At 68.4% G+C, this 21,633-nt stretch carries 16 protein-coding genes; 5 read left to right on the forward strand and 11 right to left on the reverse strand.

Going from position 1 to position 21,633, the window contains the following annotated elements; translation table 11 throughout:
* From OID54_RS34640 to OID54_RS34665, 6 genes are all read right to left on the reverse strand, one after another.
* Entirely contained in the window at positions 1-867 is an 867-nt protein-coding gene (locus tag OID54_RS34640) for an ABC transporter substrate-binding protein (RefSeq protein WP_329026119.1), read from the reverse strand.
* Entirely contained in the window at positions 864-1,688 is an 825-nt protein-coding gene (locus OID54_RS34645) for an ABC transporter ATP-binding protein (RefSeq protein WP_329026121.1), read from the reverse strand. The genes OID54_RS34640 and OID54_RS34645 overlap by 4 nt, the downstream gene beginning before the upstream one ends.
* A complete protein-coding gene (locus tag OID54_RS34650) occupies positions 1,685-2,515 on the reverse strand; it encodes an ABC transporter permease (RefSeq protein ID WP_329026123.1) in 831 nt (276 codons plus the stop codon). Before OID54_RS34650 ends, OID54_RS34645 begins: the two co-directional genes overlap by 4 nt.
* Positions 2,512-3,516, reverse strand: a complete 1,005-nt coding sequence (locus OID54_RS34655) for an NrtA/SsuA/CpmA family ABC transporter substrate-binding protein (protein ID WP_443055820.1) — start codon at positions 3,514-3,516, stop codon at positions 2,512-2,514. Before OID54_RS34655 ends, OID54_RS34650 begins: the two co-directional genes overlap by 4 nt.
* Before the next feature lie 5 nt (positions 3,517-3,521).
* A complete protein-coding gene (locus tag OID54_RS34660) occupies positions 3,522-4,538 on the reverse strand; it encodes an ABC transporter substrate-binding protein (RefSeq protein ID WP_329026128.1) in 1,017 nt (338 codons plus the stop codon).
* Positions 4,539-4,765: 227 nt separating this feature from the next.
* Complete coding sequence (locus OID54_RS34665; RefSeq protein ID WP_329026129.1) at positions 4,766-4,873, reverse strand: putative leader peptide; 108 nt, start codon at positions 4,871-4,873, stop codon at positions 4,766-4,768.
* 322 nt (positions 4,874-5,195) lie between these two features.
* On the opposite strand from OID54_RS34665, the gene OID54_RS34670 reads away from it, so the two are divergent.
* Together OID54_RS34670 and ssuE are read left to right on the forward strand one after the other, a co-directional pair.
* Positions 5,196-5,942: an IclR family transcriptional regulator gene (locus tag OID54_RS34670; protein WP_329027956.1), complete on the forward strand. Its 747-nt coding sequence runs from the start codon at positions 5,196-5,198 to the stop codon at positions 5,940-5,942.
* 667 nt (positions 5,943-6,609) lie between these two features.
* The gene (gene ssuE / locus OID54_RS34675; RefSeq protein WP_329026131.1) at positions 6,610-7,176 is read left to right on the forward strand and encodes an NADPH-dependent FMN reductase; all 567 of its coding nucleotides are present in this window, start codon (positions 6,610-6,612) and stop codon (positions 7,174-7,176) included.
* Positions 7,177-7,269: 93 nt separating this feature from the next.
* On the opposite strand, the gene OID54_RS34680 is transcribed toward ssuE, so the two are convergent.
* Positions 7,270-9,759, reverse strand: a complete 2,490-nt coding sequence (locus OID54_RS34680; RefSeq protein ID WP_329026133.1) for a SpoIIE family protein phosphatase — start codon at positions 9,757-9,759, stop codon at positions 7,270-7,272.
* Positions 9,760-10,500: 741 nt separating this feature from the next.
* On the opposite strand from OID54_RS34680, the gene OID54_RS34685 reads away from it, so the two are divergent.
* Positions 10,501-12,018 (forward strand): glycosyl hydrolase family 18 protein, encoded by a 1,518-nt coding sequence (locus OID54_RS34685; RefSeq protein ID WP_329026135.1) that lies wholly within the window; start codon positions 10,501-10,503, stop codon positions 12,016-12,018.
* Between the two features lie 241 nt (positions 12,019-12,259).
* Here OID54_RS34685 and OID54_RS34690 read toward each other — a convergent pair whose 3' ends face one another.
* The 3 genes from OID54_RS34690 to OID54_RS34700 form a co-directional block, all read right to left on the reverse strand.
* Positions 12,260-12,970 carry a hypothetical protein gene (locus OID54_RS34690; protein WP_329026137.1) on the reverse strand — a complete coding sequence of 237 codons (711 nt, stop codon included), beginning with the start codon at positions 12,968-12,970 and terminating at the stop codon, positions 12,260-12,262.
* Positions 12,971-13,119: 149 nt separating this feature from the next.
* Positions 13,120-14,442, reverse strand: coding sequence for a glycoside hydrolase family 18 protein (locus tag OID54_RS34695; protein ID WP_329026139.1), 1,323 nt, complete (start codon positions 14,440-14,442; stop codon positions 13,120-13,122).
* Positions 14,443-14,713: 271 nt separating this feature from the next.
* Positions 14,714-15,898, reverse strand: a complete 1,185-nt coding sequence (locus OID54_RS34700; RefSeq protein ID WP_329026141.1) for an acyl-CoA dehydrogenase family protein — start codon at positions 15,896-15,898, stop codon at positions 14,714-14,716.
* A gap of 549 nt (positions 15,899-16,447) precedes the next feature.
* On the opposite strand from OID54_RS34700, the gene OID54_RS34705 reads away from it, so the two are divergent.
* Together OID54_RS34705 and OID54_RS34710 are read left to right on the forward strand one after the other, a co-directional pair.
* The gene (locus OID54_RS34705) at positions 16,448-16,867 is read left to right on the forward strand and encodes a hypothetical protein (RefSeq protein ID WP_329026143.1); all 420 of its coding nucleotides are present in this window, start codon (positions 16,448-16,450) and stop codon (positions 16,865-16,867) included.
* A gap of 65 nt (positions 16,868-16,932) precedes the next feature.
* On the forward strand, positions 16,933-17,229 hold the full coding sequence (locus OID54_RS34710; RefSeq protein WP_329026145.1) for a hypothetical protein: 297 nt from the start codon (positions 16,933-16,935) through the stop codon (positions 17,227-17,229).
* A gap of 206 nt (positions 17,230-17,435) precedes the next feature.
* Here the strand turns inward: OID54_RS34710 and OID54_RS34715 are convergent, their stop codons facing one another.
* On the reverse strand, positions 17,436-21,194 hold the full coding sequence (locus OID54_RS34715) for an nSTAND1 domain-containing NTPase (RefSeq protein WP_329026146.1): 3,759 nt from the start codon (positions 21,192-21,194) through the stop codon (positions 17,436-17,438).
* Positions 21,195-21,633 lie beyond the last annotated feature (439 nt).

Below are 21,633 nucleotides of genomic sequence, written 5' to 3' on the forward strand. Positions count from 1 at the left end.
TCAGCCCGCCGCATGCGCGACGGCGTGTGCGGTGGTGACCGCGCGGGGCAGGAATTTCGCGCGGTGCAGGATGTCCGCGGCCTCCTGCTGTTCCGCGAGGAACGTCTCCGTGACCGGTTCGATGTGCCAGGGCAGGGCGGCGAGGGCCGTCTCCCAGTCGTCGGTGGTGCCTCCGAGTTCGTCGGCGGCTATCCGGGCGGCCTCCTGGGGGTGTGCGGCGGCCCAGTCGTCGGCCTGTTGGAGCGAGGTGACCAGGGCGGCGACGATCTCGGGGCGCCGCTCGGCGAAGTCGCGGCGGGCGAAGAACACGGAGCGGTCGGCGATGACGTCGCCGGAGCGCAGGAGGACTCGGGCGGAACCACTGCGCACCGCGGCGGCGAGGTCGGCGCCCTGGGTGATCCAGCCGGTGATCGTGCCCTCTGCGAGGAGTCGTGCGCTGTCCTGTCCGGCCGCGGTGGGTGTGACGTCCGTACCGTAGGAGAGTCCCGCGGAGTGGAGTGCCTTGGCGAGCAGATGGGTCTGCCACGACCCGATGGAGAGATGGACGGTGCCGCCCTTGAGCCCGGTGATGTCATGGACCGGTCCGTCCGCGGCGACGAGCAGGGCGCCGTGGTCGGGGCGGGGTGCGGAGACGGCGGTGTACACGATGTCGTGGCCGTCGGCCTGTGCGGTGATGGGCGGGGTGGAGCCGGTGCCGCCGAAGTCGAACGTCCCCTCGCTCAGCAGGGCGCCGGTGGTGATCCCGTTGGTGTAGTGGTGGAAGGCGACCGTCTCACCGAAGGGTGCGAGCGCCCGCTGCGCGTGGTCGAGTCGCGAGAGATAGGTCAGGGTCGGGTTGTTGGCGTGGACGCCGATGGTGATGGTCATGACAGGGTCGCTCCAGTCGGTGCGGGTGCGGGTGCGGGTGTGGTTGCGGAGTTTGCGGGTGTCGCGGGTGTCGGGGACGGCGGGCCGTGGTGAATGGGCTGGTGCACACCGAGGTCGCCGAGCAGACGGCGGCGCAGGGCCGCGAAGGCAGGGTGCGCGGGGTCGCGGGGATGGTCGAGGCCGACCGTCTCGTCGGTGACGAGGCGTCCGTCGCGCAGCACCGCGACCCGGTCCGCGAGTCGGACGGCTTCGTCCACGTCATGGGTGACCAGGAGGACGGCGGGGCGGTAGCGGCGGCACAGGTCCCCCACGAGGTCCTGCATCCGTAGCCGGGTGAGTGCGTCGAGCGCGGCGAACGGCTCGTCCAGCAGGAGGAGTTCGGGGCGCCGCACCAGGGCGCGGGCGAGGGCGACGCGCTGTGCCTCGCCACCGGACAGGGTGCCTGGCCAGGCATCGGCGTGTGAGGCGAGGCCCACCTCACGCAGTGCCCGCAGCCCGGTCTCCCGGGTGGCGGCGCCGCGCGGCATGGCGACGACGGTATTGGCGAGGACTCTCTTCGAGGGGACGAGACGGGGTTCCTGGAACACGATCGTGCGGGCCTCGGGCACCAGGACCTGGCCACCGTCGGAGCGGTCGAGTGCGCCGAGGATGCGGAGCAGAGTGGTCTTGCCGCTGCCACTGGCACCGAGCAGGGCGACGAACTCGCCCCGGGCGATGGTGAGATGCAGTCCGTCGAGAACGGCCCGCTCCCCGAACACCCGACGCAGTCCGCGGACCTGAACGGCGGTGCCAGTGTCAGCGGCATCGGCGAAGTCGCTCATCGGACCGCCCCCAGCGTGCGCCAGGGCATCAGGAACCGCTCCAGCAGTCGGACGATGCCGTCGGCGGTGAGCCCGAGCAGGGCGTACACGAGGATGCACACGGCAAGGACGTCCGTTCGCGCGTACGCCTGGGCCTGGGCCATCAGATAGCCGATGCCCGCGGTGGCGTTGATCTCCTCGGCGGCGACCAGTGCGATCACGCTCAGGGTCATGGACAGCCGCAGTCCGGACAGCAACGACGGCAGCGCTGCGGGCAGGACGACCTCACGGACGAGCGCCAGCCGGCCCATCCCGAAGGAGCGCATCGCCTCCAGGAGCTTGCGGTCGGTGCCGCGCACTCCGCCCGCGGTGCTGACGTACATGGGGAACGTCGTCGCAAAGGCGATCAGCAGGATCTTCGCCGTCTCGGTGATCCCGAACCAGACCATGAACAGTGGAACCAGGGCGAGGAAGGGGATCGTGCGCATCGCCTGGAGGGAGGAGTCGAGGAGTTCGTCCCCGGATCTACTGAAGCCGGTGACGACTCCGAGGACGACGCCGGCGACCAGTCCCAGCAGCAGTCCGATCCCGGAGCGGGTGAGGGAGGCGGCCAGGGCGTCGGGCAGTTCGCCGTTGCCCCACAGTTCACCCACCGCACGGAGGACATCGGGGGGTCCGGCGAGGATGTCGGGGGTGAGCAGTCCGGTGGCGGACGAGGTCCACCAGGCGCCGATCAGCAGCAGTGGGCCCAGGGCCCGTACGGTGAGGGAGACGGCTCTCGGTCGATCGCGGGGCAGGTCGGGCCGTGGGGCGACGAGCTTGTCGGCGGGCCGGGTCGCGGTGCTCATCCCAGGGCCTCGACGTCGAGGATGTGGGGCTTGACGTCGACCGGCTTTCTGAGCACCTTCTGTTCGAGGTAGAAGCGGGCCACGGACTCGAAGCGCTTGATGTCGTCGGCCCCGATCTGTTCGACGGTCCCGCCCTCGCGCAGAATGCGGAGCTGGAGCTCCTTGGCCGCACCGGTGACGGCCGTCGGCCCGCGGTCGGTGAAGACGTTGACGTACTTCTCCGGGGCGGCCTTCTGGGTCACGCTGCCGGTGCGGAGATAGTCGTACAGGGCCTTGACCACCTTGGGATGCTGCTCGGCGAAGCCGGTGCGCACCGCGTGGAAGCTGTAGTTGTCCGAGCCGACGGCGGCGCCGTCGGCGACGAAGCGGGAGTCGCCGCTGCCGAGCTCCGCGACGGAGTAGGCGGCCCAGGACGCCCAGGCGTCCACCTGGCCCGTCTTGTAGACGGAGGCGGTCTGGTCGGGGCGTAGATAGACGCGTTCGACCTTGTCGGCCGGAACGCCGTGCCGGGCGAGCGCCTTGAGGAGGAGGTACTCGCCGGTGCCGCCCTCATTGACGGCGACCTTGCGTCCGGCGAGGTCCTTGACCGTGTTGATGCCGGAGTCCTTCCGGACGAGGATGCCCTCGCCCGCGCCGTCCGGGGTGATGGCGCTGAAGAGCTTGAATCCGGGTTTCTGGGTGAGGGCAGTGACTCCGGAGGTGATGGATCCGGTGGCGATGTCCAACTGGTCGGCGTTGAGGGCCTGGGCGGCGGGGGCGAACGGCCCGCTGCTGCCCGTCCATTCGACCCGCGCGCCGACCCGGGCGAGCGCCTTGTCGAGGCTGCCGTCCTTCTTGCCGAGTGCGAGGACACCCGAGTTCTTGGGGTCGGGGATGCGGATGACGACGGACTTCTTGTCGCCCGTCGTGTTCCCTTCGGCGGTACCGCAGGCGGCGAGCGGAAGGAGGACGGCGGTGGTGGCGAGAGCGGCGGCGGTGGTGCGCGCGGTCCGGCGGTTCAGGGGATTCACTGGGGGTCCTTGGCGGTGGCGAGGTGGTGGCCGTGGGCGGCTGCCCGGCGGAGGGGTTCGGGTGCGGCCCAGTCCCGAACGTCGACGGGGGCGGCGAGGAAGCCGTGGGCGCGCAGGGCGTGTTCCTGTTGGGTGAGCAGGTCGAGGCGCTCGTCGGAGAGGTCGATGTGCAGATCGCGATGGCTGTGTGCTCGGTAGGCGCCGGCCACGCTCACGGCGTCCGCACCGGTTTCCCGGCTCAGTACCCCGGCGAGCTCGTCGGTGTGGTCGGCCGCCCAGTCGGCGGCTCGGACGAGGACGGTGAGATAGCGGGAGACCAGGTCAGGCCGCTCTTCCAGCAGGCTTTCGCGGACGGTGATCGGGCGGGGGGTGCCGTTGTTGATCCGGGTGCGACGGTCGGGGTGGTCGTCGAGTTCGACGGCGATCCGTGCGCCGTACCGGGCGGCTGCCGCGAGGGCCGTTGCCCCCTTGGCGTACACAGCGTCGACGGTGCCTTCGCGCAGGGCGGCGAGTTCGGCGGACCACTGGTCGGCGTGGGCGTCGGCGGGTACGTCGACGAGGACGGTGTCCGCGAGGGAGAGGCCGGCGGTGGACAGCGCGCCGTCGAAGCCGCGCAGGGCCATCGCCCGCCAGAAGTCGATCGGTAGCGGATGTCGGGGGATGGCGAGCCTTTTGCCGCGCAGTCCGGCCGGCTCATGGACGGCGGAGTCGGCGGCAACGAGGATGACTTGGCGTTCCTCGATCCAGGTGAGTCCGATCAGTCGGGTGGGTTCGCCGCGTGAACGGGCCCACAGCGCGGGGACGTTGCCGCCCTCGCGGAAGAGTCCGTCCAGGGCGTGGGTGTAGTGATGGTCGCGGGCGGTGGCGGCGGGCGCGTCCTGGAGGGAGCGAACGGCGATCCCGTCGGGCGCGAACTCGTCGGCCAGCCAGCCGAGATCGGCGGCGATTCCGGTGGCGGTGGGCACGGGGCAACGGGTGAACCACAGGGCGGTGGGTGTCGCGGAATGTGTCATGGGCCCTTCTCGGCCGGAGAGACGGTGATGACCGCCGCACGGATCGACGGACGGACGTCCGGGAACACGGGGGCGTAGGGAGGGTGCGTGGGTGTCTGCCGGAACGGTGCCGGAGCAGTACGCATCAGCAGCGGGACGCCGCCGCCCGGTCAGGTGTGTGCGCCCGCTTGGGGAACGTCACACTGCGGGACGAGTGAAATGGTGGCGGCGCGGGGCCTGGGTGCGGGTCAGCGACAGCCGGAGCTGGCGACCCGGACCAGGTCGATGTGGCGACGGCTGCTGAGAGCAGGCGTCACCGAGGGCACCAGGGCGGTGAGGGTCCGGTGGACGGTCACGGCGGTGCTCCTCTCGACAGTGGCTGGATCGGTGCCGCGACTCTTGCACGGCCGTTGCCGCAGGGACAAGTTGCTTCCCACATCGTGGGACATTCGGCCTTCTGTTCATCCTCTGGAAACGCATTCACACTTCTCCCGCCAGGGCAGGGCGAGTTGACCCGAACGCCGAGTCGGGGAAGGCTGCCACATCATGGGAAGCTCATCTGATGAAGCCACGGCCCGACCACGTCCCGCCCGGCGTTCACGGACCGCCGCGCCTACGGCGCACCCCGACCCCGGGCACGGACAGCCGGCTGCCACCGCCCCGACCGGATCGCAGGCCGTGAGCCGGGCGCTCGGCGTCCTGCACTGTTTCCGCGACAACGGCACTCCCCTGAGCGCCTCGGACATCGCGCGCCGCACCGCACTGTCGGTCTCAACGGCCCACCGGCTGGCGCGGACCCTGGTGGCGGCCGGATTCCTCGAACAGGACGCCCACACCGCCCGCTACCGACTGGGCCCCGCCGTCACCGAACTCGGCCAACTCTCCTACCACCAACGCGGACTGCACCTCACCGTCCCGGAACTCGCCGACCTCGCGGCCCGCACCGGGGCCACCGCCGACCTCGCCCTGCGGGACGGTGTCCATGCGCTGATCCTGGTCGGCGGTTCGGTACATCACAACACCGGCATCGGCCTGCGCCGGCCGCTGCACTCCACCGCCCTCGGCAAGGTTCTCCTCGCCTGGCCGGGCGACGGTCCTGACCCGGTCGATGCACTCCCGGGACTGGTCGCCTTCACCGACCGCACCATCGTCGACCCGGAAGCGCTGCGCACCGAACTCGACAGGGTGCGCGAGCGGGGCCACGCCGTCAACGACGGCGAATCGGCGCTCGGTGTCCGTACGGTGGCGGTGCCCGTGTTCGACCACACCGAACGGGCCCGATTCGCCCTCGCCCTACGCGCGACACCGGCTGTGCTCACGGACGATCGCCTGTCCTGGTTCGCCGACCAGGCACGGGCCTGCGCCGCCGCGCTGGAGGTCCTGCTCCTGCCACCGACCGAACGCCGCGCCGCCACCCGGCCATAAACCGGGTACGCCGCAGAACTCCGCTCGCCATACGTTGCGCACTGGGGGAAGCATGATCAGCGGGTCGCCTCCCCACCATGCACGGGCATGGTCCAACGCCGTTGCACCATGCGGACCGTGGTTGACGAGAAGGGCGATGTACTGCTCAATTAGTCGTATGACTGCCGATCAGCGTCTGGTCACCCGTGATCACATCGACTTCGGCCGGGTGTGGTCCGCGGCGTGTTGTGCCTGACACAGCAGCGAGCCGGCCGCCCGGCTTTCCCCCTCGGTAACCCCGTTGCGGGCCGGTTCCCACCGTTGCGACACCCTCGTACGCATGCGCTGAGCAATCCCCAACACTGAGTCCGCGTACGGATGGTCCTGCGGGAGCGCCCACTCTGCCGCACCGCGCCCGAGGACCCCCTCGGTGTCGTCCCACCCGTTCAGCCACCTGTTCCCAACTCTGGGGCACTGTCACGCCCGCCCATGCCGAGGGCTGCTCCGCCGTACCCGCGTACTGTCCGCGAAACGGCCCCGAGGACCGCCACTTCGGTGGGATCCCTTGGCAGCCGTCGGCACCGAAATCGTTTCCGAAGAGGGCTCCGAATCGGCCCTGTGACAGCGCCTGCGCCGCTCTGCCGCGGCGGCGATCCCCCATCAACCCCACACTCCCGAAGGGCCCACCATGGCCACCGTCCTGTCCGTCTCCGGAAGTCCCTCCGCCGCCTCGCGCACCGCACATCTGCTACGTCACCTGGACCGGCGGCTCAAGGACCAGGGACACGAGGTGATCCCGTTGGACGTCCGTACCCTCCCCGCCGAGGCACTGCTCAAGGCCGACTTCAGCGACCCGGCGATCGTTGCGGCGACCGCGCTCTTCGACCGCGCGGAGGGAGTTGTCATCGGCACGCCCGTGTACAAGGCCGCCTACTCCGGGGTGCTGAAGGCCCTGCTGGACCTCCTGCCGCAGTACGCCCTGGCCGGAAAGACCGTCCTGCCGCTGGCGACCGGTGGCACCACGACACACGTCCTCGCGATCGACTACGCCCTGCGCCCGGTGCTCAGCTCCATGGGGGCCGGACACATCGTGCAGGGCTGGTTCACACTCGACAAGGACATCGTGGTGGGCGACGACGGAATCGTGACCGTCGCACCGGGCACGGCCGAGTCCCTCACGCGGGTCGTGGACCAGTTCTCCGAGGCTCTGGGCGGGCGAACGGCACTCCTGGCGGGCGTAGGTGGCCGGCCGTGACCGTCGGAGGTTGGTGGGAATCCCACCCGGGTTACGGTGTGTTTTTCCGCGGCCTCCGGGCCGGGCGCGGGAGTCCCGGTGCCCCGGGTGGGTTCAGGTGAGGGGAAGTCGCCGGATCAGCAGTACCGCCACGTCGTCGTATCCGGGGGCGGTGAACGCGTCGGACACCAGGAGGTGGGCGAGTTCCTCCAGATCGGATCGTGTGTCGGCTCTGCCGTCCCTGGCCTCCCTCATCCACTGGCCAAGGGCGGTGGACACGGCTGCCACCGCCTGGTCGTACGGGCGATCCGGCCGGTCCACCAGACCGTCCGTGTAGAGCAGCAGGGTGGCGCCCGGTTGAAGTTGGCCGTGGAAGACGGGATACCGGTCATCCGGTGCGTAGCCCAGGGGAAGCGCGCCGGGCACGTCCAGCTCCCGCACGGTTCCGTCCGGCTCGCACTGGAGTGGGCTGGGATGGCCGGCCCGGACGATCTGGAGGCTTCCGGGCGGGGCGACATCGACGATGCAGCAGGTGGCGAAGCGTTCTGTGTCCAAACCCCAGAGGGTCTGATTGCCGCGTGCCATCAGATGCTCTGCTCGGTATCCGTCCGAGGCGTGTGCCCGCAGCGCGGTGCGCAGCTGTCCCATGACTCCGGCGGCCTGTGCACTGTGGCCCTGTACGTCCCCGATGACGAACGAGGCGCCGCCGTCATCGCGCGGCATCATGTCGAACCAGTCGCCCCCGACCTGCATGCCTTCCGCGGCGGGGAGGTAGCGAGCGGCGATCTCGAACCCCGTCAGCTGGTCCAGGGTCCGCGGCATCATCAGTTCCTGGAGTTCGGTCATCCGATGGCGGAAGAGGTCGGAGAGCCGGGCGCGGGCCAGGGACTGGGCGAGAATGCTGCCGACGGCCGCAATGATGATCTGGTCGTCGGAACCGAAGGCGCGCGGTTCGGAGTAGGAGATGAGACACGTTCCGACCGTGCCGTCCGCCGAGGCCAGTGGCATGAAGACAAGCGCCTGGTGGCCGGGGGAAGGCCGGAACCGGTGGGCGGGGAAGCGTTGGACGTACTCCTTGCGCGTCCGGAAGAAGAGTGGGTGTTGCGCGCGCAGCGCCGCGGCCATCGGACCGTCGCCTTCCGCTCCGAGCAGGCGCAGCCGCTCCATGGTCTCTTCGGGATAGCCGGCGGCGCCCGCGAGGAGGAGCCGTCCGTCGTGCTCAAGGTGGATGGCGATGGCATGGGCGCCCAGCTCGGGCAGGACGGTGCCCGTCATGGCGGCCAGGACCTCCTGGGTGGTCAGTGCGGCGGCGAAGGCGCTGGTCACCCGGAGGACGAACTCCCTGCGGGCCTCCCTCCGGGCCTCGCGCTCCCGCTGCTCGGAGATGTCCCACACCACACCGACCATGTTCCCGGGCTCATCGTTCTCCGTACGCTCGACCTTGCCCTTGGCCTCCAACCAGTGGTGGGAGCCGTCGGGCCAGACCGCACGGCAGATGACGTGGTATTCCCCGGTCTCCATGCTCTCCGCGATCGCCTGCTGCACGGCTGCTCGGTCGTCCGGGTGGATGGCGTTCTCGAAGGACGCAAGACGCGAGTCGAAATCGTCCGACTCGATGCCGAACAATTTGACCGTGCGCTCGTCCCAGATGAGAGTGCCCGTGCCGATGTCCCACTCGAAGGCCCCGATGTTTCCGCTGGACATGGCGAGTTCCAGACGGGTTCGCCGGCTGAGTCGGCCCGTGGCGGAATCGGCCGCGGGCACGGCGGCGAGTGGGCCGGACACCTCCAGTACGAGCAGGTGCTCCAGCCGGTGCGCGAACACATCGGCGACCATGGTCAGCAGTTGCTCGTCCTCCGCGGCCAGACTGCTGGCCCGGGAGAACCGTACGACCAGGCCCCCGAGGGACCGGTCATCGACCATCAGCGGCAGGACGACGTAGTCCATGGCGACGTCCAGGAGCTCGCCCAGGTCGGGATACCGCACCATGAGCTCTTCGGCCATGCCGAAGACGGGCCGCTGTTCCCGTACGGCGGTGGCGAGCGGCAGTGTGGAGTCGGGGGCGACCACCGAGAACCGTTCGATGAGGTCCGTGTCCATTCCCCGGTGCCCGGCGAGGCGGAGCCAGCCGTCCGCATCGGCGATGAAGACGGCCCCGGCATCCGGGGCGATGCCCGCGAGCGCCACATCGAGAGCCGTGGCGAGCAGAGTGTCAGCGTCTGGGCAGCTCAGCAGTCGGATGACGCTTTCGCGGAGGGTGGGCGGCCGGGCGATGGCACGGGATTCCGCAGGGCCCGACTCGGCCGTATCGGGATCCACCGTATCGGGACCGGCCTCATCGGGATCGGTGGGATCGGGATCGGTGGGATGGACGGCATCCGAGGTGGCGGCAGGGGGTGCGGTGGGTCGGCCCGACGTGGGCTGTTCGGGTGGTGGACCGGGCTTGGCTCGGGGAGGTGTCCGGCTTGCCGGGTCGGGCTCCTGGACGGCTTCCGGGTCCGACGGTGCCGCGGGGTCAGTGGGCCCGCTCGCATCGGGGGACCGGTGCCGCGGCGCGTTCGGTGGCGGCCGATCCTCGCTCCCGGGACTGCCCTGCACTGCCACGGCTCACCTCCTCACTCCTGCTTGCGGCACTCAGGCTCGCACCTAGGCCCTGAAACCCCTGTTCGACGTCCGGTAGCCCTCTCGGTCGGCACGGCCATGGGCTCCGTGACCTCACTGCCCCTTCGGGTGTGGTCGCTCGCGCTATATTGATCAGTTTGCTCCTCTATCGCAGGTTTTGTGATTCGGTCGGTGGTATCGGCCGGTCGAGTCGCCCGAACCCTGTCCGGGCCCGGCCGTCCGTCTCGGGGGAGTGTGCTCGGGGCTGGCTGGCTCGGCCGGCCCCGAGGGATCGGCGGTGGGTAAGTGCTACGGCCCCGCCGTACTCGACTCGGTCGAACCTTGGGTAACGCCTGGTGACATCTGGTGACACCTGGTGGCGAGAGTGCAGGGGATGCCATGTCCCGTCGCGTCGCGTATATCCGTAGGCCGTACATGTGATGTCCGCCCCCGGGTGAAGGCTTCCCGGCTACCACCGCCAAGCCGGTCGGGCGAGGGTTGCGGTACCGCGGGGAGGTATCGCGCTCGCCTCTGCGCTGCGGAGTGTTCCAGGACGTTATGGCTGGAAGAGATGGGTGTCCATCGCGCCATCGGTGAGAAACGTTCTCACCTGCGTGGGAGTCGTCTCATGATCGTTGCCCAACCACTCGCCCACCCCTAGCGTCTGTCCCAGACCGCGGCGGACGCAGCTACTGGCCCTGGATGCGGTGCGATCACTGTCACTTCCAAATCAGAGGAGGAGCGATGGGAACTCGCCTCGCACACGGTCCGAGATCTCGGACCGCCGCGATATTGACGGGACTTGCGGTCCTACTGGGCTTGCTGACGGCGCTGACGAGCCCGGCACAGGCCGACGACAGCAACCATCCGGGAGCCCCCACCGTCATCGCGGTCACGGACACCACGGTCACCGTGAGCTGGACCGCGCCCACCGGGCCCATAGACGTCGTCCACTACCAGGCTCTGAAGAACGAGTCGGTCGTCGGGACCACGACCGGTACCACCTTCACGTACACCGGTCTCGTCCCCAGCAGGCGATATGCGCTCTCAGCGGTCGCAGTGGCCAGCAACGGGGGCCGCTGGGCCAGCAACGCCATCACGGTCACCACGACGGGCACCACACCGTCGATGCCGGCGAAGCCGGTCGTGATGGGTGTCTTCACCGAGAAGGGCAGTCACGAACGCGGCTTCCACGCCAAGGAACTCGTTACGGGCGGCTCCGCGGCCAAGCTCACCCACCTCACTTACGCCTATGGCACGGTCACCAACGGCCAGTGCGGCATCGGGGATCACAACGCCGCCCTGAACAGGTCCTTCACCGCGGGGAACAGCGTCTCCGGACAGGCCGACACCGCGAACCAGCCCCTGCGCGGCTATCTGAACCAGCTGCGCGAGCTCAAGGCCCGGTACCCGAACCTCAAGCTCCTGTGGTCCTTCGGAGGACCCGAGCAGACTGGTAGCTGGACCGGGGCGCGGCAGAACCCGGCCGCGTTCGCGGCCTCCTGCGCACAGCTCCTCAACGACCCGCGCTGGGCCGGCCTCTTCGACGGCCTCGACCTGGCCATGGAGTTCCCCATCTGCCCCAGCAAGGGCACCTGCGATCTGGGTGCCGCGGCAGCCGTGACCCCCTTGACCAGGGAGCTGCGGAGCGCGCTGGGTAGCAGCAAGCTTCTGACGGTAACTCTCGGCCGCAAGGCAGGGAAGAGCACATACGGGCGGGCGGACCTTCCCGGAGCAGCGGCGCACATCGACTGGTACAACGTGAAGGCGTTCGACTACTACCACCCCCACGACACGCTCTGGTCCCATGCGACGGCTCCCCAAGCCCCCCTGGTCAACTGGGAGGTGTATGACGAGGGTCGGCACGTCTCCCACGACATATGGAATCTGACGGAGCGGGGCATCCATCCGAACAAGGTGGTGCTCGGCATCCCCACGCACGCATGGGGTTGGAAGGGCATCACCAGTAGGCCCTGGCCGAACGAGTACAACGCGACGGGCCCGGCCAACGGCGCCTCCGGGCCGGGACTGGACGACTATCGGGCCATCAAGCCCCGGTGCGCACCCACCGGAGAGCTGGGGAAGGGCGCCATCGCGGTCTGCGGCACCGAGTTCTGGACCTACGACACACCGGCGACGATCACGCACAAGGCCGCCTACATGAAGCAGAACGGAATGGGCGGGGCCTTCCTGTCCAATCTCCGCGGTGACACCGCGGGAGGCGAACTGCTCACGGCGGTGACCTCCGCACTCACCCCGTAGGACGGCCCAGATACGGCTGTGGCCCCGGACCCCGAACAAACGGGTCCGGGGCCACAGCCGTATCCGTGTTCATGGGGCGGGTCGATCCCTGTCCCGGGAGGCAGGGACGTTCGCATGGGCTGGCGCTGAGCAGTCAGCGTCGGGCCGTCGGATGTCGGACGGCGGGGTACCGCTGCCCCGCATGGACCATGTGTGAAGGCGCCCGGCCCTGCCAGAAGGCACCCAAGCAGCCCCCTATCTGTCAGGGCAGGTCCGGACACTCCTTGGCGAAGCCCTGCGAGACGGTCTGCCATACGCCGTGGTCCTCACGTGCGCTCAGGCGATCCGCCTCCTCCGCGGTTTCGATCAGCTGAGCGGTGGTCAAGGGGACCGCCGCTGCGAAGACCCGACCGAGATGGTGGCAGTGCAACATCGGGCGGAGTTCCTCGGAGTAGGGCTCGTCGGCGATCGTGAAGAGATCGGGCAGGGTCCAGCCCAGCGGACCTGCCACAGCAGAGAGTTGCAGCCGGCGGTGGGGACTCGGGTCCGAGCGACACACCATCCCCTGCAGTGTGCTGCGGGACAGTCCCATGAACGGCAGCTCGTGGATGCCGAAGCCGCGATTGCGGATCAATGTACCGAGCACGGCGGCGAACCTGGTCTCGGCGGGACGGCGGCCCGGCCACGCCAACTGCACGAAGGGATCTGGAGCGGCACCGCGTGGTAGCGAGCGGACGAAAGCCTCCAGCACGGCGAGCTGCGAGTGGTCGCAGTGACTGACGCGATATGCGAACTGCCTCATGGCCGTGGTGTCGCGTTCCGGGGGCAGGAGTTCCGCCGGCACCGGGTGGCCTGCGACCACGAGAAGGTCGGCGGCCGGTATGTCGAGTTCGGCGGCAAGCTCGATGAGTCGCTGCGGCGCCGTGTCGGTTCCGCTCGCGGCGATGCTGCTCAGGATGGTGGCCCGTTCCATACGAGGAAGGTAACGGGTGGTGTGCAGGTACAGATCTGGTGGGCGACGACTCCCGTACGAGCCGCTGGCTGAGCCAGCCCCTGCACATTCGGCCGCCGCATCCGGTGGCGGCCGGGTCGCCCCGCCCGCCACCGGGTCGCAACCGCAGGTCAGCGCCGCAGCCCGCGGTCCAGCGCAGCGATCAGCGAGCCCTGGGCGTCATCGCCGTCCAGCGACCAGACCATCACGCCGCCAAGACCGTTCCGCTGGGCGTAGCGGGCCTTCTGGGCGGCGGTGGCCGGGTTGTCGTACGTCCAGAACTCGGTGCCGTCGTACTTCCAGGCCGCGCCGTACTCGCGGTCGGTGTGCACGGTGCCCGGCAGGTCCTTGATGGCCTTGTAGGGTAGCTGGCCGCCGCCGCGCGGGGACGGGCCCGTGGCGGGCTGGTAGAGGCCGTTCTTCGCCCCGGCGGGGACTCCCGTCCAGCCGTAGCCCCAGAATGGCACCCCGAGCACCGCCTTGTGGGCCGGCAGGCCACCGGCCAGGTAGTGCCGCACCACCTTGTCCGCGTTGTAGCCGTAGATGCCGGAGGGGTCGGCCGGGTCGCGGTAGAGGCCCGCCTGGTGGTTGGTCGGGCCCTGCGGCTCCCAGGAGCCGTGCATGGTGTAGGTCATCAGGTTCAGGAAGTCCACCTGGCGGGCGACCTTCTTCAGCTCCAGCCGGTCCGCGACGTCGGTGTTGTTGGCGACGGCCGCCGTCAGCAGGTGGCGTCCCCGCCCGCGGTCGCCCGCCGCGTCCAGCTGCCGCCGGAACTCGGCCAGCAGCAGGGTGAAGTTGCGGCCGTCCTCGGGGCGCACATGGTTGTCCGGCAGACCGTCGCCGCCCGGGTGCTCCCAGTCGATGTCGATGCCGTCGAAGACGCCCGCGCCGCTGCCCGCGCCGCCCCCCGGTGTGTCCAGCAGCTGCGGCAGGTTGCCCTTGATGTAGAGGTCGACGCAGGAGGACACGAACTTCTTGCGCGCGGCGTCGGTGGCGGCCACGTCCGAGAAGTACTTGGACCAGCCCCAGCCGCCGAGCGAGATGACGACCTTCAGATGGGGGTTCTTCGCCTTCAGCTTCCGCAGCTGGTTGAAGTTGCCCTTCAGCGGCTGGTCCCAGTTGTCGGCGACGCCGTCCACCGAGTCGGCCGCGTCGATCGGGCGCTGGTAGTCGACCCAGGCGTCGGCCTGGTCGGCCACGTTGCCCGCGAAGCAGGTGCCCTCGGGGGAGATGTTGCCGAAGGCGTAGTTGATCACGGTCAGCTTCGATGCCTGGCCCGAGTCCTGGACCTTCTTGGCGGTGAAGCCGCTGTAGGCGCTCCACGCGGTGAAGTAGCCCACCCGGTGGCCGGGCAGCCGGGGGCTGTCGTCGTCATCGGCGTGAGCGTTCGCGGGGCCCGCGACGAGCGAGGCGAGCAGAGCCGTCGCCAGGAACGCGGAGGTGCGTCTTAACATGCTGGTGGCCTTGTCTGAGTGGGGTCAGATGATCTGTACCAATCGCGAGAAGAGATCTAGTCCATGCCGGGGGGTGCACACAAGAGGCCGGACCACATGAAGTAGCCCGGCCCTCTTGAGAACTGATGAAGTGTCAGTGATTCAGGTTGCGCAGGCGGATGTTGGCAGTGGTCCCGCGGATCGTCCCTCGTGGTTGCCGCGGCCCGCTCGGGGATCGTGTGGGCGATGCCGCGGCGGCGGAGCCAGATGCGGCATCGCCTGAAGACACTGCCTAGAGGAAGGGGGTCCCGGCGTCGAGCCCCGACAGCACCCTGCCGTACAACTCCAGATTGGCTGAGGGGTTGACGAACGAATGCAGGTTCAGTGCGTTCAGGTCCCGCACGATCCGCTGGATCGGCACCTCTCGGTGCAGCGACGAGGCACCGGAAGCGGACCCGATGAGGTCGCCGGCCTCCTTGCACAATCGCGCCAGATACCCGCACTGCCCCCTGATCCGGGCCCGCTCCGCCGTTGTGTACGGCTCCGCATTGGCCACCTTGGATTCGATCAGTTTCACCAGGTCGGCGGTGAGTAGTTCCGCGGATGAGACCTTCATCGCGGCCTCAGCGAACTGGAGATGTGTCACCGGGGCTTCGTGCTGGTGCTCGTAGAAGGTGTACGTGATGCCCCGTTGCTGGATGCGCTCGCTGAACTCCGTCAGCGCCGCCCGTGCCAGACCGAGGGCGTTCGCAGCCGTCCAGGCGCAGAACAGCAGCATCACCGGCATCCCGTAGAAAGGGTCGGCGCTGTTCCGTTGCGACGGAAACGTACCTTCGAGTAACGGCCCCACCGGCAGGACACGACGGGCGGGCACATGAACATCCCGGGCCACGACGGTGTTGCTGCCGCTACCGGCCAGACCGGTGACGTTCCAGTCGTCCAGCACCTCAAGATCGGTCATGGGGATGGCCAGCCACAGCATCTTCGGCGGGCCTTCGCCCGTGCCGTCCAGCGCGGTCAGCAGATGCCAGTCGGCGTCCTGACAACCGGTCGCGAAGGGAGAGTTTCCGTTCACGACATAGCCGCCGTCCACCGGAACGGCTTTCGAGCTGGGGATGAGAGTGCCACCGACCCGTGCATCGGGACTGGTGAAGATCTCGTCCTGGGCCTCGTCGGGGAACAGGGCCGCGATGAATGCGGTACCCCCTTGGATCAACGCCATATAGCCGGCCGACCCGCAGGCGGCGGACACCTCGCTCAACGCGTCGACCTGGGTCCGCAGCGAGGTCTGGTAGCCCCCGTAGTGGTGGGGGACGTTCATCCGAAGGATCCCGGCATCCGTGAGAGCCTCGACGACCTCGCCCGTCACCCGCCGCTGCTGTTCCGCCCGAGCGGCGTGCGAGCGGATGAGCGGCTTGAGGTCACGTACGCGTTCGACGAGGTCGGTGTCCGAACGAGGTGCTGACGAACCGGCCAAGGGGTGACCTCCGGTCTCGGGCTCGCAAAGAGCTTTCACCCTCGCGCCGACCCCTATTGCTGTCAATACCGCGTCAGGCCAACGGGGGCGGGATCACTCGCTCCGATGTGGACTGTGTGCGGCGTCGAGCACAGAGCAAGGAGCAGCTCGGACTGTGGAGCCACCGTTCGTGGCCGCAGCAACCCCGCGTAAATGAATGGTGTCGTGACCGTCCCGTACCCGACGGCCTTCATGACTGGCGTTCCGGGGAGCGGCCTGGTGGGGGCCGTAAGTCTGCTCGGCCAACGGTCTCCGCACGCGTGGTCCGTTCTTGCCAGCTGTCATGGAGAGGATTGTTTCCCCTGGTGGGAGGGGGGTGCTCAACAAACCCTGGCGGTCGAAGACTCGGAGTGGAACAGGGCGACGGCTTGCTCTTGGCAGCTGGTGTCTCGCCCTCCGTTCAACCGTGTGGACGCGGATTCTCTACGGCCTCGTCCACGGATCCACCGAGAAGAAAGCAGGGGAACGCAGAACAAGTTCCGTGCGATCGCCGTCTCCGTCGCCGCCGCGGTGGCGTTCGGCGTCGCCGCACCGGTTGCCACCGCGACGACACAGGGATCACCCGGTCCCGCGGTCACCGGAGTGGCTCATGCCGATGCGCAGCGCGCGGCAAACGGCGTCCTGCAGAGCACCGACGCGCAGACCCGGGCGATCGTCGCTCGTCTCACGGCTACCGAGCGGGCTCAGCTCCAGGGCGCGGGCGGCAGTATCGGCGCTCAGGGAATCTCGAAAGAGCTGAAGAAGAAGCTGAAGCGGCAGATCCTGAAGATCATTTCGAGGTATCCGGGCCTCTACCAGGCACTGACGCACGTGTATCGGTTCATGGAGTGGTACAGCAAGCTGCCCCGAGGAACCAAGTTCCTTGTGAAGCGGATCGCGCCCTGGCTCACCGTGGCGGACATCTTCTTCCTGCTCAATGACCGTCTCTAGTAGCTGATGTGCTGCTGGCTGGATCCGCTGGGACGGGTCCAGCCAGCGTGCGGGAGGGCTTTGAGATGGCAGAGGTTTCCGCGGATAGCGGTGTGCAGGGTGAGATTCCCCGAAGCGGTTGGATTGCTGCGGTTGCCGTGCTGACGGTGTCGCAGTTGGTCAAGGTACTCGCAGGCTTCTCGTCCTCACCCGTGTGGCTGGCCGCGGCTTGGGGACTGTTCATCGTGGCGGCCGTAGTGATGGTGGGGGCATGGGTGTCCCTGCTGCGCTGCGGTGCACGTGATGGGGGGAACTGGACGGTGTGCGGGTTGGTGCATGCCTTGTTCGTCTGGCAGTTGGTCACTCTCGCCATCCGTAGCTGACCGCCGAGTCGGTGGTCGAGGACTGAGAGTGGCCCCACATACGGCCGGTGTCCTGTCGGTGGTGACCATGTGGTCACGGGGGTGTGGCTCCGTCGGCGGGGCATCGGCTCCATCCTGTTCCGGGCGCGATATACGCAGCGCGCCCGGAACAGGGCTCTACGGCTCGGTTTGGCTTGGGAAGAGTCCCTACGAGGCCCCGGGGTTCTTCAGCAGGTGGTGCGGTACGGAAGATTCGGGAGTCGGGTCTTCCACTCGGCGCGGGTCAGCCCCGAGCCGGCGCGTTGACAGACGGTGTCGGCGAGCCGCTGGGGGTGGATGTCGTAGGTGTGCAGCCCTGTGTGGAGGCCCGCCGTGTAGAGGGTGTGGCCGTCGGCGCTGAACGCGACGGAGAAGGCCGGGTCGCCGGGGGTCGGGAGGGATGATCCCAAGTGGCTCTGGGTCGCCACGTGCCACAGTTGGACGCTGCCGGCCCCGTCGGCGACCGCGAGGATCTCCTCGTCGGGGGAGAAGGCCAAGGCGGTGATGCCGTAGCCGGCGTAGTGCGCGGTTGTACTGGGGGTGCTGGAGAGCTCGGCGAGCTTCCTGCGCAGTGCACCGTCCCATACGGTGACCCGGCCCTGTACGTCGCCCACGGCCAGATACGTTCCGGTAGGGCTGAAGAGGAGCGCTTGCGCGTCGCTGTCGTCCAGTGTCCGAGGTTCCACCCGGCCAGACTCGGTGTCGATGATGTCCCCCGCGGAAGTGACGAGTTCGGCGGTGTCGTGCCGCGGAGCCAACAGATCCCCTCTGACGCCGGCGATTGCTGCGGTCTTGCGGGCATGCCCCGGCTTGCGCAGGTCCCAGATCTCCAGGGTGGCTTTGTCATCCGAGCGGATCGTGTACAGATGATGTCCGTTGGCGCTCAGAGCGAGATCCTGGACCAGGGGCCCACCTGTTCCGTGCGGATTGGTGTGCGTCGTCTGTACATATGAAATCCTTCGGCGCGCTTCCACATCCCAGATGGAGAATCTGCCGCTGTCCATGTTGCCGTAAGCGATGCGCCGGCCATCGGCACTGAACACAGCGGCGTCGTAGCAGATTCCAGCTGACTGCTGTGCTGGTTCGGCTGTTTCTGCGGGCTGGTCTTCGCCAAGGTTCTGCGGGCACATCTCACCCGTCGCGACCATGCTCTTTCTGCTGCCGGTTTCCAGTAGCCCGATCTGGTTTCCGAGCGTTCCCTTCGTCGTCAACGAAGTCAGCGTCTGACCGTCCAGGGTCAACTTCTGGGTAGTGTCACGCTCCGTTCTCCACTGGCTCGTTGCCACTGGCCCCAGGCTGAGCGACCTGATGGCCGCTTCCGAGCTGCTGCGGAAACGCAAGGCGCCAGCCTCGATGTCGACCGCAAAATCCGCCACGTCCTGGTTGACCAGAGCATGTCGGAGGACGGGCGAATGGGGTGAGTCCAGTCGCCACAACAGGAGCTCACCGCTATCGACCGTGGATGCGGCGATGAACTTCCCGTCTTCGCTCAACCGCAGGGACATCAGGGCCTGCTGCGCGGTGATCAAGGGAAGCTCTCGTCCGGATTCGAGATCCCAGCGATGGATATCCCGGCCGTTGATGAACGCAACCGTTCGGCCGCCCGGAAGGAACTCAAAATCCCGCTCACCACAGAATACTTGGGAGGCAGGCTTCCCACCCCACGGCAGAGCCACTCTCTTTCGGCTCGCGAGGTCCCAGATCCGCAGGGGGTTTTCGCTTGAACACAATGCGAGTCGGCGACCCTCCGGGCTGAGGATCATCGCCTCCCAGTCCTTCTCGCCCTGTGGAGCGACGATCTGCGCTACTCGTCGGCGACGGGTCATGTCCCAGATCTCGACGGTGCGTTCAGACCGTTCCACTGCCAGTGTGCGCCCGTCAGAGCTGAACACCGCGTCGTGGAGGCCGTCGATCGCGAGCCGTCCGCTCACTCGCCCGGCACGTACGTCCCACAACACCAGACCGTTGGGTTGGGCGAGTACCAGTGTCCGTCCATCCGGACTCAGTTGATACGCGTCCCCGTTCATGAGCCTTCCTGGCCCCGGATGAGAGCTACGCCGGCTGGGGTCACGCAGATCCCAGCTCTCGATCCGATTCCGATCCCGCTCCACGGACACAAACGCCCGTCCGTACGGTGTCAGATGCCGTTCACCCACATCCCTATCCACTACCGGGATGCGCAGCACGTCCTGCTCCCGCTGTGTCACAGCACCGAGCACCGCCGCGCGGGTTTCGGGCATCTCAGCGAGCCGCCACGCGGCAACGCTCAGCCGCATCGCCAGCTTCGGATCGCTGGAACGCATCCCTTCGGCGACCGATGCGATACGCCGCGCCTCCGCCTCCACCTGTCTGCGATCGCTTACCCGGGTCTGCTGCCAGGCGATGACTCCGGCGATCAGGGCGAGGACCATCACGACGGCGAAGACCGAGACCCCGACCCGTCTGCGGCGGTGCTCTCCTGCACGAGCGGTGCGGCTCGCGGCGAGGAATTCCCGCTCCCGCACAGTGAGCGCGACCAACTCGTCAGACCCGGCGAAGTGTTCCTCAGCCGTGGCCAGTCGGGTGCCTCGATACAGCCCACCCTGGTCCTGTCCGAGGTCGTGCCAGGCGTGGGCGGCCTCGGTGAGTCTGCGGTGGGCCCGCAATCGTTCACGACCCTCCTCGACCCAGCCGCTCAGCCTCGGCCACCCGCTGATCAGCGCCTCATGGGCCAAGTCCACCGTGTCGTCGTTCAGTGTGAGCAGCCGCGCTCGGGCGAGGCGCTCGACCACGAACGCGACTTCTGTGGGGGCGCCGAAGTCAAGCTCGGTGCGGTCGATCGGCCGGCGGGTATCCGGTGAGTCTTCGCCCGGGGTGATGAGCCGCAGCAGGATGAGCCGGGCCAGCTCCCGCCGCTCCTCGGAGAGCTCCGCGAATGTCTCCTCCGCGGTTCGGGCGATAGCGCCGTGGACACCACCCGAGGCTTCATAGGCAGCCATGGTCAGCGCTCGGCCGCGGCGCCGGCGCCACGTCTCCCGTAGTGCGTGCGACAGGAGTGGCAGCCCCCCGGGCGCTCCTTCCACCTCCGCGACCAGGCGTGCGGTCAGCTCCCGTTCCACGATCAGCCCGGCCGCCTGGGCGGGTCCCACGATCGTCTCCCGCAGCTCGGCGCTCGTCATCGGCCCCACCAACATCGCCGCATCGGTCAAGGCGTCTGCCAGAGAGCGATGTTCGGCGCAGCGGCTGTAGAAGTCCGCCCGCACCGCGACCACCACCCGCAGACGGCTGCCCGGCTCGGCTGCCGAGAGGAGCCGGTCGATGAACCCGAAACGCTCCGCGGTGTCACGGCAGAGAGTGAAGACCTCCTCGAACTGATCGACCACCAGCAGGGTGTCCCCGGTGCCAGCCTTCGGGATCAGGGCATTCGCGTGGGTCCTCAGCGGGTGCTCTCCAGGAGTGAGGATGCGGATCGCCGCCAAACCCGTCCCGCCAGCACGCAGAGCGGGCACCAGACCCGCCCGCAGCAACGACGACTTTCCACTGCCGGACGGCCCGAACACTGCCGTGAAGCGACGCTTCTCCGTAAGCTCACTGACGGCGGCGATGAGCGTGCTCCGCCCGAAGAAGCGCTCGTGATCACTCGGCTCGAAACGGGCCAGCCCCTGATACGGCGACTCGCTGTCATCGGCCCGCCCCTGCTCGACGGTCTCTTCGGCCGCCGCATGCCACCGGCGCTCCCATTCGCCCACGTCACCGCCACATGCCCCCACATAGGCCAGGACCACCGCCAGCGATGCCAACTGCTCACCACCTGCGGCACGGGAGAGCGCGGTCACCGAGTAGTTGGCCTTGCGTGACATCTCCCGATAGGTGATCCCGTCGGCTTCGTGACGCAATTGCCTCAGTTCATGAGCGAACCGCTGCACGGGGCCCGCGCCGGGGTCGAGAGGCGCTTCACGACGTCCCATCCGTCACTTCCCCCTTCCCCGCCATCTGTGGGGGGCGTCGTCCCCCCGGTCTCCAGGAACGGGCGACCCCTCTTCCTGCGCACAGCCCGCGAGAGGGGTGGCGACACGGCCCAGGTGCGGGTCGGTTGGTGGCGGTGCCGAGTGCTGTGACGGAGTGCGTGCGCAGCAGTCTCTTCGTCTTCACGTTCACAGGCATATCGGTGCCGCAGTCATCTCCTCAGTGGGATGGCACCACATCACTCAGACGGGTTCGCTCCTCCGCCGCGAAGCGGGGGCTCGGTACCTCACCATCTGCGTGATCAGAGCCGCCCGTTGCACGCCAACAACGTCATCGGGCTCCTCGACGGCTACGGAAACGGGTTCCGCGTACGCCAAAGGCCCCAAGTCGACCAAAGGCCCCAGCCGTCGCTGAGAGGGAGACCGAGAGGCGATTTTCGGC

This window comes from Streptomyces sp. NBC_00690 (assembly GCF_036226685.1).
Lineage (GTDB): Bacteria > Actinomycetota > Actinomycetes > Streptomycetales > Streptomycetaceae > Streptomyces.